This window comes from Ruegeria sp. THAF33, assembly GCF_009363615.1.
GTDB lineage: Bacteria > Pseudomonadota > Alphaproteobacteria > Rhodobacterales > Rhodobacteraceae > Ruegeria.
Genome location: NZ_CP045385.1, coordinates 292,120 through 306,595, shown reverse-complemented (window position 1 = coordinate 306,595; position 14,476 = coordinate 292,120). Strand labels below are relative to the sequence as shown.

Sequence of the window (14,476 nt, the reverse complement as noted above, 5' to 3'; positions counted from 1 at the left end):
CCCGGTTCGAAACCGGAAAATGAGACGTTAGCGCTAAGCCATGCAGACAAATTCAAAGATGAATGGCAAATCAGCCCAGAATCCCCGGCAGACGCAGCCCGTGTTCACGTGCGCAGGCCTTGGCATCCTCATAACCCGCATCTGCGTGACGCCAGACGCCAGAAGCCGGATCGTTCCACAGAACCCGTTCGAGACGTCTGGCCGCTGCATCGGTTCCGTCGGCACAAATCACGACACCCGCATGTTGGCTGAAACCCATGCCAACGCCGCCTCCGTGGTGCAGCGAGACCCATGTCGCGCCCGAGGCGGTATTGACCAGCGCATTCAGCAGCGGCCAATCCGACACCGCGTCCGAGCCGTCCTTCATCGCCTCAGTTTCACGGTTCGGCGACGCGACCGAGCCGCTGTCGAGGTGGTCACGACCGATGACGACCGGCGCCTTCAGTTCTCCGGATTTGACCATCTCGTTGAATGCCAGCCCAGCCTTGTGGCGGTCGCCCAGCCCGATCCAGCAGATGCGCGCGGGAAGGCCCTGAAAGGCGATGCGCTCCTGCGCCATGTCTAGCCAGTTGTGCAGATGGGTGTTTTCGGGGAACAGTTCCTTCATCTTTGCGTCAGTTTTGTAGATATCCTCGGGATCACCCGACAGCGCACACCAGCGGAACGGGCCAATGCCGCGGCAGAACAACGGGCGGATATAGGCGGGCACGAAACCGGGAAAGGCAAAAGCGTTTTCTAAACCTTCGTCCTGCGCCACCTGCCGGATGTTGTTGCCATAGTCCAGGGTTGGCACACCCGCGTTCCAGAAATCGACCATGGCGGCCACGTGTTGCTTCATCGACGCTCGGGCTGCCTTTTCCACGGCCTTGGGGTCGCTTTCCCTCTTGTCTTTCCACTGCGCCATGCCCCAGCCCAATGGCAGATAGCCGTTGACCGGATCATGGGCGCTGGTCTGGTCGGTCACGATGTCAGGGCGCATCCCGCCCGCCTGCATCCGCCGGTAGATTTCGGGGAAAATCTCGGCCGCATTGCCCAGCAAACCGACCGATTTCGCCTCGCCCGCCCTGGTCCAGCGGTCGATCATTTCCAGCGCTTCGTCCAGCGACTCGGCCTTTTCGTCGAGATACTTGGTACGCAGGCGGAAATCGATGCTGTCTGGATTGCACTCGACAGCCAGGCAACACGCCCCTGCAAAGACCGCCGCCAGAGGTTGCGCACCACCCATGCCGCCCAAACCGCCAGTCAGAATCCACTTGCCGTTCAGGTCCCCGTCATAGTGTTGGCGTCCCGCCTCGGCGAAGGTTTCGTAGGTGCCCTGAACGATGCCTTGCGTCCCGATATAGATCCACGAACCGGCCGTCATCTGGCCGTACATCATCAGGCCCTTCTTATCGAGCTCGTTGAAGTGGTCCCAGTTGGCCCAATGCGGCACGAGGTTCGAGTTCGCGATCAGCACCCGAGGTGCATCGGCATGCGTCCGAACGATGGCGACCGGTTTGCCGGATTGCACCACCAGCGTTTCATCTTCCTCCAGGTCCTTGAGGCTAGCAACGATGGTATCAAAATCTTTCCATGTCCGCGCGGCGCGGCCGATGCCGCCATAGACAACCAGCTCATGCGGATTCTCGGCCACATCAGGGTGCAGATTGTTCATCAGCATCCGCATCGGGGCTTCGGTCATCCAGCTTTTGGCGTTCAGTTCGGGCCCTGTCGGGGGATAGATGTCACGGGTATTTTTGCGAGGATCGGTCATCCGGCAAGCTCCAATGCAGTGTCATGGATAGCGTCAAGAATGTCTTTGAGCCACCGGCGCAGGCGGTCGGCTTTGTCGGTGTCAAAAGCCCAGGGCGGCGCTTCAGCTTTCAGGTAGGTCGACTGAGCCAGCTCCATCTGGATCGCGTGAACCCCTTCCGAGGGGCGCCCATAATGGCGCGTTGTCCATCCGCCCTTGAACCGCCCATTCAGAACAGCCGTACAGGGCGAGGACGCCGCGAATTCATGCGCTATGGCTTCGATTTCCGGCGCGCAGGTCGCCCCATTGTTCGTGCCGATGCTCATATCGGGCAGAGTACCTTCGAACAGAAAAGGAATATGGCTGCGGATCGAGTGGCAATCATACAGCACCGCAACCCCATGCGCCGCCTTCACGCGTTCCAGCTCGGCCTTCAGGGCGGCATGATACGGTGCATGAAAAGCTTCCCGTCGTTCGAGGATATCCTTTTCCGAAGGCGGGATGTCCCAAATGCCCTGGCCGTCAAAATCCGTCAGCGGCACAAGAGAGGTCGTGTTCTGGCCGGGATAAAGCGACACGCCCGTCGGGTCCCGGTTGGCGTCGATCACATATCGGTGGAAGATCGCCCGAACCGTGGTCGCACTGGGCAGAAGTCCTTCATACAAGGTATGAACATGCCAATCCGTATCTGCTAGAGCTTGACCCCGCGCATTCAACTTGGCCTCGATCGTGGCCGGAACATGGGTGCCGGTATGCGGCAGACCCAGCACGATCGGACCGTCACCGCGCGAAATCTCGACCGGGCCGCTCATGCGCCAAGTTCCGGCATGGCGATGCCCGTGCCACGGGCAATCTCACCACTGGCAATCAGGGCCGAGGCTGCTTCGATCTCGGGTGCCATATAGCGATCGTCCCCCAAGGCCGGCACCACGGCACGCAGCCGTGCCATCACGGCCTGCAACGTTTCGCTCGTAGGCAGCGGCGCGCGGAACTCGACCCCTTGTGTGGCACACAGCAGTTCGACACCCAGAATGCGTTCCAGATTGGCAACCATCTGCCCCAATCGCCGCGCGCCATGGGCCGCCATCGAAACGTGATCTTCCTGATTGGCCGATGTGGGCGTCGAGTCCGTCACGCATGGATTGGCCAGATGCTTGTTTTCGCTCATCAGTGCGGCGGTCGTCACCTCAGCGATCATATAGCCCGAATTCAGGCCCGGATTGGGCGTCAGAAAAGGCGGCAGATCAAAGCTGAGCGCCGGATCGACGATCAACGCGATGCGGCGTTGCGCAATTGCTCCGATCTCGGCCACGGCAAGCGCAATCATGTCTGCGGCAAACCCAACGGGTTCGGCGTGAAAATTCCCGCCCGAAACGATCAGGCCGGTTTCCGAAAGAACCAGAGGATTGTCCGTCGCCGCGTTGGCCTCGATTTCCAGCGTTGTAGCGGCCTGCCTCAGAACATCCATCGCGGCCCCCACCACCTGAGGCTGGCAGCGGATACAATACGGGTCCTGAACCCGGGTATCGCCATCCCGATGGCTTTCACGAATGACCGACCCGGCCAGCAGCGCCCGCATGGTCACGCCGGCCTCGATCTGTCCGCGATGCCCGCGCAACGTGTGGATTTCCGGTTGCAACGGGGCGGTCGAACCCATGATCGCATCCGTCGTCAGCGCCGAGGTAACCAGCGCGCTTTGCGCCGCCTGCCACGCACCAAACAGGCCGGACAGTGCAAAGGCCGTCGAAAACTGGGTGCCATTGATCAGCGCCAGCCCTTCTTTGGGGCCCAGTTCGATCGGGTGCAGACCCGCTTTGGACAGCGCAGCGTCACCGGGCATCACATCGCCGCCAAACTCGGCCTCACCAGCGCCCATCATGACGGCAGCCATGTGGGACAAGGGCGCAAGATCACCCGAAGCCCCGACCGAACCCTGCGCCGGGATCACCGGGGTCACACCTTGTGACAACATCCCTTCCAGCAGGATGATCACTTCTGGCCGAACCCCCGAGGCCCCGCGCCCCAGGCTCAGCAATTTCAGAACCATCATCAATCTGGCAAGGGCGCGCGGGATCGCAGGGCCCACACCACAGCAATGGCTGAGGATCAGGTTGCGCTGCAAGGTCGCTGTGTCCTCGGCCGCGATTTTGACGCTTGCCAGTTTCCCGAACCCTGTGTTCACGCCATATACGGCGGCCTCTCCCGCCGCCGCATCGGCGATGCGCTTGTGCGCTTCTTCGACGGCCGGGCGGCAAGCGGGGTCCAACCGAACAGCGCGTTCTTCGCGAAAAACCTGTTCCAGTTGCGACAGGGTAACGGTACCCGGGGTTAGGGTGAGGGTCGTCAAAATATACCTCCGAATATGCGGGTATGAAGAGGGTTGAAGCCGATGCGATAGGCCAATTCCGCGGGGTGTTCGACATTCCAAACCGCCAGATCAGCGCGCCGCCCGACTGAGATCTGACCGCAGTCAGCCACCCCGAGAGCACGGGCCGCGTGAACCGTCACGCCTTGCAGGGCCTCTTCTGGCGTCATGCGAAACAGGGTGCAGCCCATGTTCATCGCAAGCAGCAACGAGGTCATCGGCGCCGAACCGGGGTTGCAATCCGTGGCAAGCGCCATGGGCACACCGTGCTGGCGCAACAGGTCAATCGGTGGCGCCTGTGTTTCGCGCAGTGTGTAGAACGCCCCCGGCAGAATAACGCCGACGGTACCGGCCTGCGCCATATCCAGGACACCCGCTTCATCAAGGTACTCAATATGATCTGCCGACAGGGCGCCGTATCCGGCAGCCAGTTTTGCGCCGCCCAAATTCGACAATTGTTCGGCGTGGATCTTGATCGGCAGGCCAAGCTCTGTCGCGACATCAAAAAGCGGGATCAGCTCTTCGGGTTGAAAGGCAATGCCTTCGCAGAAGGCATCGACCGCATCGACCAATCCCTCGGCATGAGCGGCGCGAAGCGTGGGAACGCAGACCTGATGAATGTAGTCCGACGCCCTGCCCTCATAGTCCCGAGGCACCGCATGAGCCCCCAAAAAGCTGGTCAGAACGCGGACGGGACGATGATCCGGCAACGCCCGAGCCGCGCGCAACATGTTCAATTCAGTCTTGTCATCCAATCCGTAACCGGACTTCACTTCGATGACCGATACCCCTTCGGCCAGCATCGCATCAACTCGCGGCAATGCCTGTGCGACCAACTCCTCCACTCCGGCTGCACGCGTGGCCTTTACCGTCGAGATGATCCCGCCCCCGGCGCGGGCGACCTCTTCATAGCTTGCGCCGTTCAGGCGCATTTCGAATTCTGCGGCGCGATGGCCACCGTGAACCACATGGGTGTGGCAATCGATCAAGGCGGGCGTAACCAGGCGCCCACCCATTCGAGCCCTTGGCTGGTCGGCGAAACGAGGAGGAAGATCCGCAACAGGGCCGACCCATGCGATGCGCCCGTCCTGCAACGCGATCGCGGCATCCGGGACCAAGCCGTATGGCGCGCCGCCTGCGGTCATCGTTGCGGCGTCAAGATCCGTCAAAACCTGCGTTTGCGTCTGCATGTGACTCGCACCCTCCGTGCATTTCCTGCTTTTCTAGTACATTTCTATCATTTATATGTCTATGCATAAAATGAGGTAAAAAATGGCTATCTTCGCTAATCGCGCATTATTGAGCACCGGTTGGGCTACGAGCCTGCGGGTAAAAATCAGGCAAGGGCTGATCGTTTCGCTGCAACAGGGCGCGACGGCGCAAGAGGGCGATACTTGCGTCGACACTTTGCTGCCTGCGCTGGCCAATCTGCACAGCCACGCATTTCAGCGCGCGATGGCGGGTATGACCGAATATCGAAAGGCCGGTCGCGACAGTTTCTGGACGTGGCGGGAACTGATGTATCGATTCACTGCGCACCTGACGCCTGATCAGGTGCAGGCGATCGCCGCTCTGGTCTATATGGAGATGCAGGAAGCCGGTTACGCCTCGGTTGGCGAATTCCATTATCTGCATCACCAGCCAAACGGCACACCTTATGGCAATCCTGCCGAGCTGTCCCAGCGGATCATGGCTGCTGCGGCCGAGACGGGAATCGGGCTGACGCATCTGCCCGTACTTTATTCTTACGCAGGGGTCGGCGAGCAACCGTTGGAATCGGGACAGCAACGATTTGGCAATGATGTAGACCGCTATCTGGCGTTGGTCGAGCAAGCGCAAGTGGCACTGGGCGATCTGCCGGATGACTGTCAGATAGGCATTGCACCACATTCCTTGCGCGCGACATCACCACAAGATCTTGCCCGGGTTCTGGACGCAAAAAAGACGGGACCTGTCCATATCCACATTGCGGAACAACCCATGGAAGTTGAGCAGGTTCACGAGGGTCTGGGCGCCCGCCCGGTGGAATGGCTGCTGAGCAATGCAACGGTAAACCATCGCTGGTGCCTCATCCACGCCACTCATATGACGGAAAAGGAAACCCGCGATATGGCCGCAACGGGCGCGGTCGCGGGGCTTTGCCCGATCACCGAGGCCAATTTGGGGGATGGCCCTTTCAATGGGGCCGTCTTTCTTGAAGCCGGTGGTCGTTTCGGGGTCGGGTCGGATTCAAACGTGTTGGTTTCGATGACAGAGGAACTGCGTACGCTGGAGTATTCCCAACGCCTGCGAGACCTGTCGCGCAATGTCCTGGTCGAAGGGGACGGTTCGGTAGGACAGACACTGTATTGCAATGCGGCTTTGGGCGGTGCGCAGGCCCTGGGTCGCGCGGCGGGCCAGATCGCAGCAGGGATGCTGGCGGATCTTGTTGCCATCGACAGCCAGGATCCGGCACTTTGTGCCCTGCGTCCTGAACAGTTGCTCGACGGGTTGGTTTTTGCCGCGAAGGACCACGTAGTGACCGATCTGTGGTCGGCTGGCCGCCATCAGGTACGCCGGGGCCGCCATATTGCTCGGGATCGGATCGTATCCGGCTATCGGCGGGCCATGGCTGATCTCATGCCGAGGCTTTGAGCTTGCTGCCGCCTTTACGGGCTGACAAAAATGGCCTCATAATAGCAATATGTTTGTACCTAATTGGATGAACACCACGTGACCGATCAAAAACCTCTCGGCTTTCAGGACATTCGGGACGAAGTCGTGAACCGCATTCAAACCCGTGTCTGGCCACAGGGCAGCCTGTTGCCCACCGAGATGGAACTGGCAGCCGAATTCGGTGTTGCGCGGGCAACGGTCAATCGGGCGCTGCGGGAACTTGCCGAACAGGGAATTGTCACCCGCAAACGCAAAGGTGGCACGCGTGTCGTGACCACACCGGTAAAGCAGGCGAAATTGCCGATCACTGTCGTTCGGCAGACCATCGAAGAAATGAACGCCGAATACCGCTATGCTCTGGTCAGCCGAACACTGATCGATTGCCCCGCGTGGTTGCAGGCAAAGCTGAACATCCCGGAAGGTGCGCAGGTCGTCCATCTGCAATGTATGCACCACGCCGACAACCGTCCATTCCAGTTCGAGGAACGCTGGATCAACGTCAGCACCGTGCCTCAGGTTCTCGACGAAGATTTCCTGACCACCGGGCCGAATGAGTGGCTGCTGTCCGAGGTGCCGTTTTCAAACGCTGAAATTGCCTTCTCTGCCGTCCCGGCAACAGGGCATTTGCAGGAGTTTCTGGCGGTACCGCCCGGCACACCGTTGTTTCAGCTAGAACGCACGACATGGTTTCGCAGCGATCCGGTTACTTTCGTGCGCATGACTTTCCATCAGGGATACCAGATGCGCACCACGTATTGAGGCCAGAGCACCGAACAGGTTTTGACATAGGAGCAAAACCTTATCGCTTCGATCCCACCTTCCTGACTGTCGTGGCAGTCACCTTTGCCCGCTCAGCTTCCGAAGCAGCAGAGATTTGGTTCTCTTTGTTCAGCGGCCAGGGCAGAGACAATTGTACAATCGTCGGAACGGCAAATATGGCGGCAGATCGACTCGAACCTCAGCGTGGTCAGGTCGAAACCTTTGCTGATGCGGCTTGATCCATCTTGTTTGGGAAGCCTCACCTCAAGTTCGTATCCGAAACAGTGTGTAAGCCGGATGAAATCATACGGCGGAGCATCCTCTGGGATGATGGATGACAAGGTGCAAAGCGGGTGCCCTTTTCGAAGGGCCAGAAACAATGGTTCCGACCAGATTGAAGTGAAATTCAAAGTGGCGCTGCTGTTGATCTTCGCCGCAAGCGCCATGTCCAGCAAGTGATCATCGACCATACGCAACATGTTTTCAGGCAGATCCTCGACCAGCGTGGCCCGCATCCACGGAAACAGCGAGCTGGAGGGTTCAGAGAGATACCCGGTCAGATAAGGGGCCTAAGTCGGAGGCATTCCGACGGTCAAAGGAACTGTTTCAGGGTCGCGGAACTCGGTCGCGGTGTCACGGATTTTCTGCGCATCGTTCAAAAGGCGCCCAGCCCGTTCAACCACACGGGCACCGTACAGTGTCGGGCGCACCTCGTTGTTGAGGCGCAGGAACAGACCGGTTCCCAATTCCTGTTCAAGCTTTTCGATCTGGTTGGCCAAGGGTGACATTCTCACCGTCACCCTGAGCGGCAGCCTGAACGCGGAGCAAGAGCCCGGGCCGACCTCGGACAGCAAGGCCACCGGCGACGCGACCGTAGTCATCACCCAGAATCTGGCGACCGAAGAAGTCTCGTGTTCCAGCGAACTGAGCGTTGTCGGGCGGGCGGCTTTGAACTTGGTCCCCGGCCAGCCCGCAGACCTGTTCGTCAACACAGGCGAACGCGCGGTGATTGCGTATCTGGCGCAGCCTGTCAGCGAGGGTCTGGCCAGAACTTTCATCGAGTAAAGGGTTTTACAAGACTTACAGCTTTAAACTGTTGTGTATCGAGTGTTTTGGTGAGTGAGCGATGGTCTGCGCCCCTGTTCCGGACGCGGGCCATCACTTTTGTGGGTCAGACCCCGTAACGGGCAAGAAACATGTCAACAGCCTGAGCAGCGACCTGATCTATTTCTTCCTGGGTGAACGTGTTCTGAATACCAAAAGCCGCCCGGGTCCAGATTCGCACTTTGCACAGTTCGGAAAACTGCTCGGCAGCGATATGTACATCATCAATGGCCAATTCGCCCTTGGCCACGGCTTTTTCCAGATACTCGGCCATCTGTCGCTGGCCGTTTTGCGGCCCTGCCTCATAGAACGCACGACCAAGCTCGGGAAACCGGTCGCGTTCGGCAACGCAGATCCTGAAAACCTGCTGTGCGAAATCTGACACAAGGAAGGCCGTCAATTGCGTCGCCGTGATCTGAAGCACTTCGCGGGCAGGCTTGGTTTCGTCGATCATCGAGAGGACCCGCTCGGCCATCAGGCAGCATTCTGTCTGGGCCACTTCCATGAATAAAAGGCGCTTGTCCGGGAAATAGCTGTAAAGCGTTGCTTTTGACACGCCAGCCGCGCGGGCAATGTCATCCACACTTGCCCCTTCAAACCCATCCGCCATGAAAACCTCTCGAGCCCCGCGCAGAACCTGGTCGAATTTCCGGCCGGTGCGCAGAATGGTGGCGGTCTGGGTCATGTCTTCTCCTCGATCGATAGCCGCGCCAGTTTATAAACCGTTCGGTTTAGATACAACGATTCTCGAATATTTCAGCGAAGCGGAGGTTGCATTTGCTTTGATGCCTGGGACTTGCAGCGCGTTCAAACCGTGCTAGGACTGGGCCCATGGTCGAAATCTTTCTGCGCACCCTTCCGTTTTTCGCGATTATCGGCCTGGGCTTTTGGGCGGGGCGCACGCGGTTCTTCACGGCTGAAGCCACGGCATATCTGACAAAGTTCGTCTTTTTCTTTGCATTGTCGGCGATGCTGTTTCGCTTTGCCGCCACCCTTCCCTTTGCCGAGATTTTCAATGCCCGGCTCATCCTAGGATATCTGCTGGGAACCATGACCGTTTACGTTCTGGCGTCGGCCATCGCCTGGCTGCGCGGGCTCGACATTCCGACTGCTGCGGTCGAGGCTCAGTGCGCGGCCATCGGCAATGTCGGGTTCCTCGGGCTGCCCATGCTTTCCCTTTTGTTCTCCGAGGCTGCGATCGGGCCCGTGATGCTGGTCCTGACCGTCGATCTGGTCGTGTTCTCTTCCCTGATCGTGATCCTGATCAACGGCGGCCGTGACGGTAGATTGACCCCGACCACCTTCAAGCTGATCGGACTGGGTTTGGTCCGCAATCCCATGATCGTATCCATCTCGGCCGGTCTCATCTGGTCCTCGCTGCAATTGCCTGTTCCTGAACCTCTTGGCGATTTTCTTATCATTCTCGGTGGGGCAGCAACTCCGGGTGCATTGTTCGCCATTGGCGCATCATTGGCGGACAAGTCGGCTGAACGTGTCCAGATCGCGGCCTGGTTGAGCTTCTGCAAACTGGTGATCCACCCGGCCTGCGTTGCGGTCGCTCTGTTGTGGCTGATACCGATTGATACTTTTCCCGCAACTGTTGCCATCTCTGCCGCTGCTTTGCCTGTTGCGGGCAATGTTTACATGCTGGCCGCGCATTACGGCATTGCCCCGCATCGCGCGTCGGCGGCAATCCTTCTATCCACAATCGTCAGTATTCTCACCGTGCCGATGGTGATCGCCTGGGCCGGCACATCCTGACCTTCACCTTTTCGAAAAATACTCTCAACGAAGGCGCACAGACTTTACGCCGGGTCCGCGGATCGTTAGCCATGTTGCGACTCGAAAATAAGGACGGTGCCTGATGGAAACCCTTTCGGAAAATGCCTGTTTTGGCGGTGTGCAGGGCGTGTACCGCCACGCTTCCTCGTCGTGCAAGTGTGACATGACTTTTGGCCTGTTTCTTCCAGCCGAGGCCAAGGACGGCCCGGTCCCGGTTCTTTGGTATTTGTCGGGATTGACCTGCACCCATGAAAACGCGATGACCAAAGCCGGGGCTCAGGCGTGGGCCGCGGAACAAGGGATCGCCGTGGTGTTTCCAGATACGTCACCGCGTGGTGACGGCGTCGCAGATCACGAAGATTACGACCTGGGTCAGGGCGCGGGGTTCTATGTGAACGCAACACAGGAACCCTGGGCACCGCATTTTCGGATGTGGGACTATGTTGCCGAAGAGCTGCCCGCCCTGCTGTTCGAAAACTTCGCCATCGACAGCGAACGCCAGGCCATAACGGGCCATTCCATGGGGGGGCACGGCGCCCTGACACTTGCCATGAACCTGCCCGGACGCTTCCGTTCGGTGTCAGCCTTTGCGCCGATCTCGAACCCGACCGGAGCGGATTGGGGCCGCAAACAGCTGAGCGCCTACCTTGGTGACGACGAAGCGCTTTGGTCAAAACACGATGCGTCCTTGTTGATGAAGAAAACCGGCTTCGACGGTCCGATCCTGATCGACACCGGTGCAAACGATCAGTTCATGGATTTTCTGCGCCCCGAAGCGTTGGCGCAAGCCATCGCCGAACGTCGCCAGCAAGCGACGTATCGCTTCCAGCCGGGTTACGATCATTCGTACTTCTTTGTGTCCACGTTTATGGAAGATCACGTCATCTTCCATGCCGAGGCACTATACGGAGATTGAGGGATGAGCAGCTACGATTATGACCTGATCATCATAGGGTCCGGGCCTTCAGGGCGTTCTGCGGCGATTCAGGCAGGCAAACTGAAACGGCGTGTGCTGGTCATCGACCGCAAAGACCGTTTTGGTGGCGTCTCTGTCCACACCGGGACAATTCCGTCCAAGACCTTGCGCGAAACGGTTCTGAACCTGTCGGGCTGGCGCGAGCGCAGCTTTTACGGGCGTTCATACCGGGTAAAGGATCAGATCCGGGCAGAAGACTTGAAAGCCCGTCTGCATATGACCCTCGACCATGAAGTCGATGTGTTGGAGCATCAGTTCAATCGGAACCACGTCGAAACCCTGGACGGTCTGGCCAGATTTGTCGGGCCGCACGAAGTAGAGGTCGCAACCGATGCCGGGGAAACAACGCGTGTGACGGCCGCGAAGTTCCTGATTGCGACAGGCACGAAAACCTATCGCCCGGATTATGTCCCGTTCAACGGCAAGACGGTGGTGGATGGTGACGAATTTCTGGAAATGGCAGAGATTCCGCGCTCGCTGGTCGTTATCGGTGCCGGGGTCATTGGCGTGGAATATGCCACGATGTTTTCAGCCCTGGACGTGCGTGTGACGCTGATTGAACCCCGCGACACGTTTCTGGATTTCATCGACAGCCGGTTGATCCACGACTTTACCCATCAGATCCGGGAAAACGGTGTCGACCTGCGTTTGGGCTCGGCTGTCGAGAAAATTGAAGACGCCGGTGAACATGTGGAAGTGACCCTTGAAAACGGTCGCCACGTTCGCGCTGAAATGCTTCTGTTTGCGGCCGGACGCATGGGGGCGACGTCCAAACTCAATCTGGATGCCGTCGGGCTGGAGACGGACCACCGCAACCGGATCAAGGTAGACCGCAAGACATATCAAACGGCGGTACCGCATATCTATGCCACGGGCGATGTGATCGGACATCCGTCGCTGGCATCAACCTCATTGCAGCAGGGGCGTGTGGCTGCCTGTCACGCGCTTGAAACGCCCACGCTGCCGGAAAGCCCGTGGTACCCCTATGGCATCTATTCGGTGCCCGAAATATCAACCTGTGGAATGTCGGAAGAAGAATTGCAGGAGCGCAACATCCCCTACGAGGTCGGTGTCGCGCGATTCCGCGAGACGTCACGCGGGCATATCATGGGGCTGGAACACGGCATGTTGAAAATGCTGTTCTCGCTCAAAACCCGCAGGGTGCTGGGTGTCCAGATCGTTGGTGAAGGCGCGACGGAGTTGATTCATATCGCGCAGGCCGTGTTGAACCTGAAAGGTACGGTGGACTACTTCGTTCAGAACACGTTCAACTACCCGACACTTGCTGAAGCGTATAAAATCGCGGGCCTGGATGCGTTCAACCGCATGCCCATACCCGAGGAATTCAAAGTCAAAAAGAAACCGGTGGAACCGGCAAAGAAAGAGGCAAAGAAGGCGTGACGACGCTGTATGTCGATGGCGATGCCTGTCCCGTAAAAGCCGAGGTCGAACGGGTCGCGACGCGGCACAAAGTGCCGATGGCGCTGGTGTCCAATGGCGGGCTTCGTCCATCGGCCAACCCGCTGGTGCAGGTCATTGTCGTTTCCGAAGGCGCCGATGAGGCCGACAAATGGATTGCCGAACGCTGTGGAGAAGGGGATGTCGTCATAACGTCCGACATCCCTTTGGCCGCAAAATGCGTCGAAGCGGGCGCACGCGTGCTACGCCCGAATGGTGAAACCTTCACCGCGGCAAATATTGGCCAACAACTGGCAATGCGTGATTTGATGGCCGATCTGCGCGCGGCCAATCCGTTGGGAACCGGCGGCGGTGGGCGACCCTTCGGCAAAGCCGACCGCTCGCGGTTTCTGGACGCCTTGGAACGGGAAATACGTGCCGCCAGAAAGGGATGACCATTCCTTTTTCCAGATCAAATACTGACCCGAATTCAGAAACGCCCGTTTACAAGTACCTCATTAGAACGCACCCTGTGCTTGAATTCCGATCAGGCTTTTCGAACACGGAGACTGCGTTATGAAAGTACAAGGCACCCATTATCGGTCTATTTGGTGGGACAAACCGGCAGGCGTGGTTCGGATCATCGACCAAAGGTGGTTGCCGCATGATTTTCGGGTCGTAACCCTGAAAACCCTTGATGAATTTGCAGCTGCGATACGGGATATGTGGGTCAGGGGCGCACCCTTGATAGGCGCGACCGCTGCGTTTGGAATTGCCGAGCAGATGTCTTGGGACAGCTCCGAAGCCTCCTTTGATGCCGCGTATGACGTTTTGCATGCAACCCGACCCACGGCAATCAACCTGCGCTGGGCATTGGACAGATGCCGAGAAGCGCTGATGCCGCTTGCTCCGGGTGACCGTGCCGAGCGTGCCTGGTCGCTGGCGCAAGAGATTGCAGACGAAGATGTCGAGATCAACGCCGCAATCGGCCGGCACGGGTTGGAACTGATCAAGGATATCGCGGCCCGAAAACCCGCCGGAGAACCGGTTCGGTTGCTGACGCATTGCAATGCGGGATGGCTGGCGACTGTGGATTGGGGCACGGCCACAAGCCCGATGTATCACGCACATGACGCGGGCATCCCCTTGCACGTCTGGGTGGATGAAACCAGACCACGCAACCAGGGAGCGCTGACATCCTGGGAATTGGGCGAACATGGCATTCCACATCGTTACATCGTGGACAATGCCGGCGGTCATTTGATGCAGCACGGCCTGGTTGATTTGGTGATTACGGGCACGGACCGAACCACGGCCCAAGGTGATGTTTGCAACAAGATCGGGACCTATCTGAAAGCTTTGGCTGCGCGGGACAACGGTGTGCCATTTTACGTCGCCCTGCCCTCTCCTACGATTGACTGGACCGTTCGCGACGGAGTCGCCGAAATCCCGATCGAAGAACGTGATTCCAGGGAAGTCTCCCATGTCATGGGGGTTGATGGGCAGGGGAACATCTCGGATGTACGCGTGACGCCAGATGGCACGGAAGGTGGCAATCCTGCCTTTGATGTCACCCCAAACCGGCTGGTGACGGGGCTTATCACCGAGCGCGGCGTCAGCGAGGCGTCTGCTGACGGGCTTGCCCGGTTGTTTCCCGAACGGGCTGGTTAACACTTTGTTTATCACAGTCCTGAATTGTGCAATC

Annotated in this window: 15 protein-coding genes; 8 read left to right on the top strand and 7 right to left on the bottom strand. The window is 58.7% G+C overall.

Translation table 11 applies throughout. From position 1 onward, the window contains the following. Positions 1-70 precede the first annotated feature (70 nt). From hutU to hutI, 4 genes are read right to left on the bottom strand one after another with little or no spacing between them, the layout of a single operon-like run. The gene (gene hutU, locus FIU92_RS18645; RefSeq protein ID WP_152460220.1) at positions 71-1,753 is read right to left on the bottom strand and encodes a urocanate hydratase; all 1,683 of its coding nucleotides are present in this window, start codon (positions 1,751-1,753) and stop codon (positions 71-73) included. After that, entirely contained in the window at positions 1,750-2,544 is a 795-nt protein-coding gene (gene hutG / locus FIU92_RS18640) for an N-formylglutamate deformylase (RefSeq protein WP_152460219.1), read from the bottom strand. The genes hutU and hutG overlap by 4 nt, the downstream gene beginning before the upstream one ends. Then, entirely contained in the window at positions 2,541-4,079 is a 1,539-nt protein-coding gene (gene hutH / locus FIU92_RS18635; RefSeq protein ID WP_152460218.1) for a histidine ammonia-lyase, read from the bottom strand. The genes hutG and hutH overlap by 4 nt, the downstream gene beginning before the upstream one ends. Continuing rightward, entirely contained in the window at positions 4,076-5,287 is a 1,212-nt protein-coding gene (hutI, locus tag FIU92_RS18630) for an imidazolonepropionase (RefSeq protein WP_152460217.1), read from the bottom strand. The genes hutH and hutI overlap by 4 nt, the downstream gene beginning before the upstream one ends. Before the next feature lie 82 nt (positions 5,288-5,369). Between hutI and FIU92_RS18625 the strand changes: the two genes are divergently transcribed. Beyond that, positions 5,370-6,731, top strand: coding sequence for a formimidoylglutamate deiminase (locus tag FIU92_RS18625; protein WP_152460216.1), 1,362 nt, complete (start codon positions 5,370-5,372; stop codon positions 6,729-6,731). Positions 6,732-6,809: 78 nt separating this feature from the next. Beyond that, positions 6,810-7,511 carry a GntR family transcriptional regulator gene (locus tag FIU92_RS18620; protein WP_152460215.1) on the top strand — a complete coding sequence of 234 codons (702 nt, stop codon included), beginning with the start codon at positions 6,810-6,812 and terminating at the stop codon, positions 7,509-7,511. Positions 7,512-7,603: 92 nt separating this feature from the next. On the opposite strand, the gene FIU92_RS18615 is transcribed toward FIU92_RS18620, so the two are convergent. After that, positions 7,604-8,026, bottom strand: coding sequence for a LysR substrate-binding domain-containing protein (locus tag FIU92_RS18615; protein WP_152460214.1), 423 nt, complete (start codon positions 8,024-8,026; stop codon positions 7,604-7,606). Between the two features lie 54 nt (positions 8,027-8,080). Next, positions 8,081-8,299 carry a LysR family transcriptional regulator gene (locus FIU92_RS18610; protein WP_152460213.1) on the bottom strand — a complete coding sequence of 73 codons (219 nt, stop codon included), beginning with the start codon at positions 8,297-8,299 and terminating at the stop codon, positions 8,081-8,083. On the opposite strand from FIU92_RS18610, the gene FIU92_RS18605 reads away from it, so the two are divergent. Beyond that, positions 8,283-8,576, top strand: a complete 294-nt coding sequence (locus tag FIU92_RS18605) for a hypothetical protein (protein WP_152460212.1) — start codon at positions 8,283-8,285, stop codon at positions 8,574-8,576. The genes FIU92_RS18610 and FIU92_RS18605 overlap by 17 nt on opposite strands. A 106-nt stretch (positions 8,577-8,682) precedes the next feature. On the opposite strand, the gene FIU92_RS18600 is transcribed toward FIU92_RS18605, so the two are convergent. Beyond that, on the bottom strand, positions 8,683-9,300 hold the full coding sequence (locus FIU92_RS18600) for a TetR/AcrR family transcriptional regulator (RefSeq protein ID WP_152460211.1): 618 nt from the start codon (positions 9,298-9,300) through the stop codon (positions 8,683-8,685). Between the two features lie 146 nt (positions 9,301-9,446). On the opposite strand from FIU92_RS18600, the gene FIU92_RS18595 reads away from it, so the two are divergent. From FIU92_RS18595 to mtnA, 5 genes are all read left to right on the top strand, one after another. Next, positions 9,447-10,376 (top strand): AEC family transporter, encoded by a 930-nt coding sequence (locus FIU92_RS18595; protein WP_152460210.1) that lies wholly within the window; start codon positions 9,447-9,449, stop codon positions 10,374-10,376. A gap of 103 nt (positions 10,377-10,479) precedes the next feature. Then, the gene (gene fghA / locus FIU92_RS18590) at positions 10,480-11,313 is read left to right on the top strand and encodes an S-formylglutathione hydrolase (protein ID WP_152460209.1); all 834 of its coding nucleotides are present in this window, start codon (positions 10,480-10,482) and stop codon (positions 11,311-11,313) included. A gap of 3 nt (positions 11,314-11,316) precedes the next feature. Continuing rightward, positions 11,317-12,774 carry a Si-specific NAD(P)(+) transhydrogenase gene (sthA, locus tag FIU92_RS18585; protein ID WP_152460208.1) on the top strand — a complete coding sequence of 486 codons (1,458 nt, stop codon included), beginning with the start codon at positions 11,317-11,319 and terminating at the stop codon, positions 12,772-12,774. Next, positions 12,771-13,226, top strand: coding sequence for a YaiI/YqxD family protein (locus tag FIU92_RS18580; RefSeq protein ID WP_152460207.1), 456 nt, complete (start codon positions 12,771-12,773; stop codon positions 13,224-13,226). Before sthA ends, FIU92_RS18580 begins: the two co-directional genes overlap by 4 nt. A gap of 121 nt (positions 13,227-13,347) precedes the next feature. Next, the gene (gene mtnA, locus FIU92_RS18575; protein ID WP_152460206.1) at positions 13,348-14,442 is read left to right on the top strand and encodes an S-methyl-5-thioribose-1-phosphate isomerase; all 1,095 of its coding nucleotides are present in this window, start codon (positions 13,348-13,350) and stop codon (positions 14,440-14,442) included. Positions 14,443-14,476: the final 34 nt, after the last annotated feature.

Bases quoted from the DNA above. Each gene is read 5' to 3' on its own strand.
- hutI (WP_152460217.1), bottom strand. From the start codon at position 5,287: ATGCAGACGCAAACGCAGGTTTTGACGGATCTTGACGCCGCAACGATG.
- FIU92_RS18600 (WP_152460211.1), bottom strand. From the start codon at position 9,300: ATGACCCAGACCGCCACCATTCTGCGCACCGGCCGGAAATTCGACCAG.
- FIU92_RS18595 (WP_152460210.1), top strand. From the start codon at position 9,447: ATGGTCGAAATCTTTCTGCGCACCCTTCCGTTTTTCGCGATTATCGGC.
- sthA (WP_152460208.1), top strand. From the start codon at position 11,317: ATGAGCAGCTACGATTATGACCTGATCATCATAGGGTCCGGGCCTTCA.
- FIU92_RS18610 (WP_152460213.1), bottom strand. From the start codon at position 8,299: ATGTCACCCTTGGCCAACCAGATCGAAAAGCTTGAACAGGAATTGGGA.
- hutG (WP_152460219.1), bottom strand. From the start codon at position 2,544: ATGAGCGGCCCGGTCGAGATTTCGCGCGGTGACGGTCCGATCGTGCTG.
- FIU92_RS18625 (WP_152460216.1), top strand. From the start codon at position 5,370: ATGGCTATCTTCGCTAATCGCGCATTATTGAGCACCGGTTGGGCTACG.
- mtnA (WP_152460206.1), top strand. From the start codon at position 13,348: ATGAAAGTACAAGGCACCCATTATCGGTCTATTTGGTGGGACAAACCG.
- FIU92_RS18615 (WP_152460214.1), bottom strand. From the start codon at position 8,026: ATGCGGGCCACGCTGGTCGAGGATCTGCCTGAAAACATGTTGCGTATG.
- fghA (WP_152460209.1), top strand. From the start codon at position 10,480: ATGGAAACCCTTTCGGAAAATGCCTGTTTTGGCGGTGTGCAGGGCGTG.
- hutU (WP_152460220.1), bottom strand. From the start codon at position 1,753: ATGACCGATCCTCGCAAAAATACCCGTGACATCTATCCCCCGACAGGG.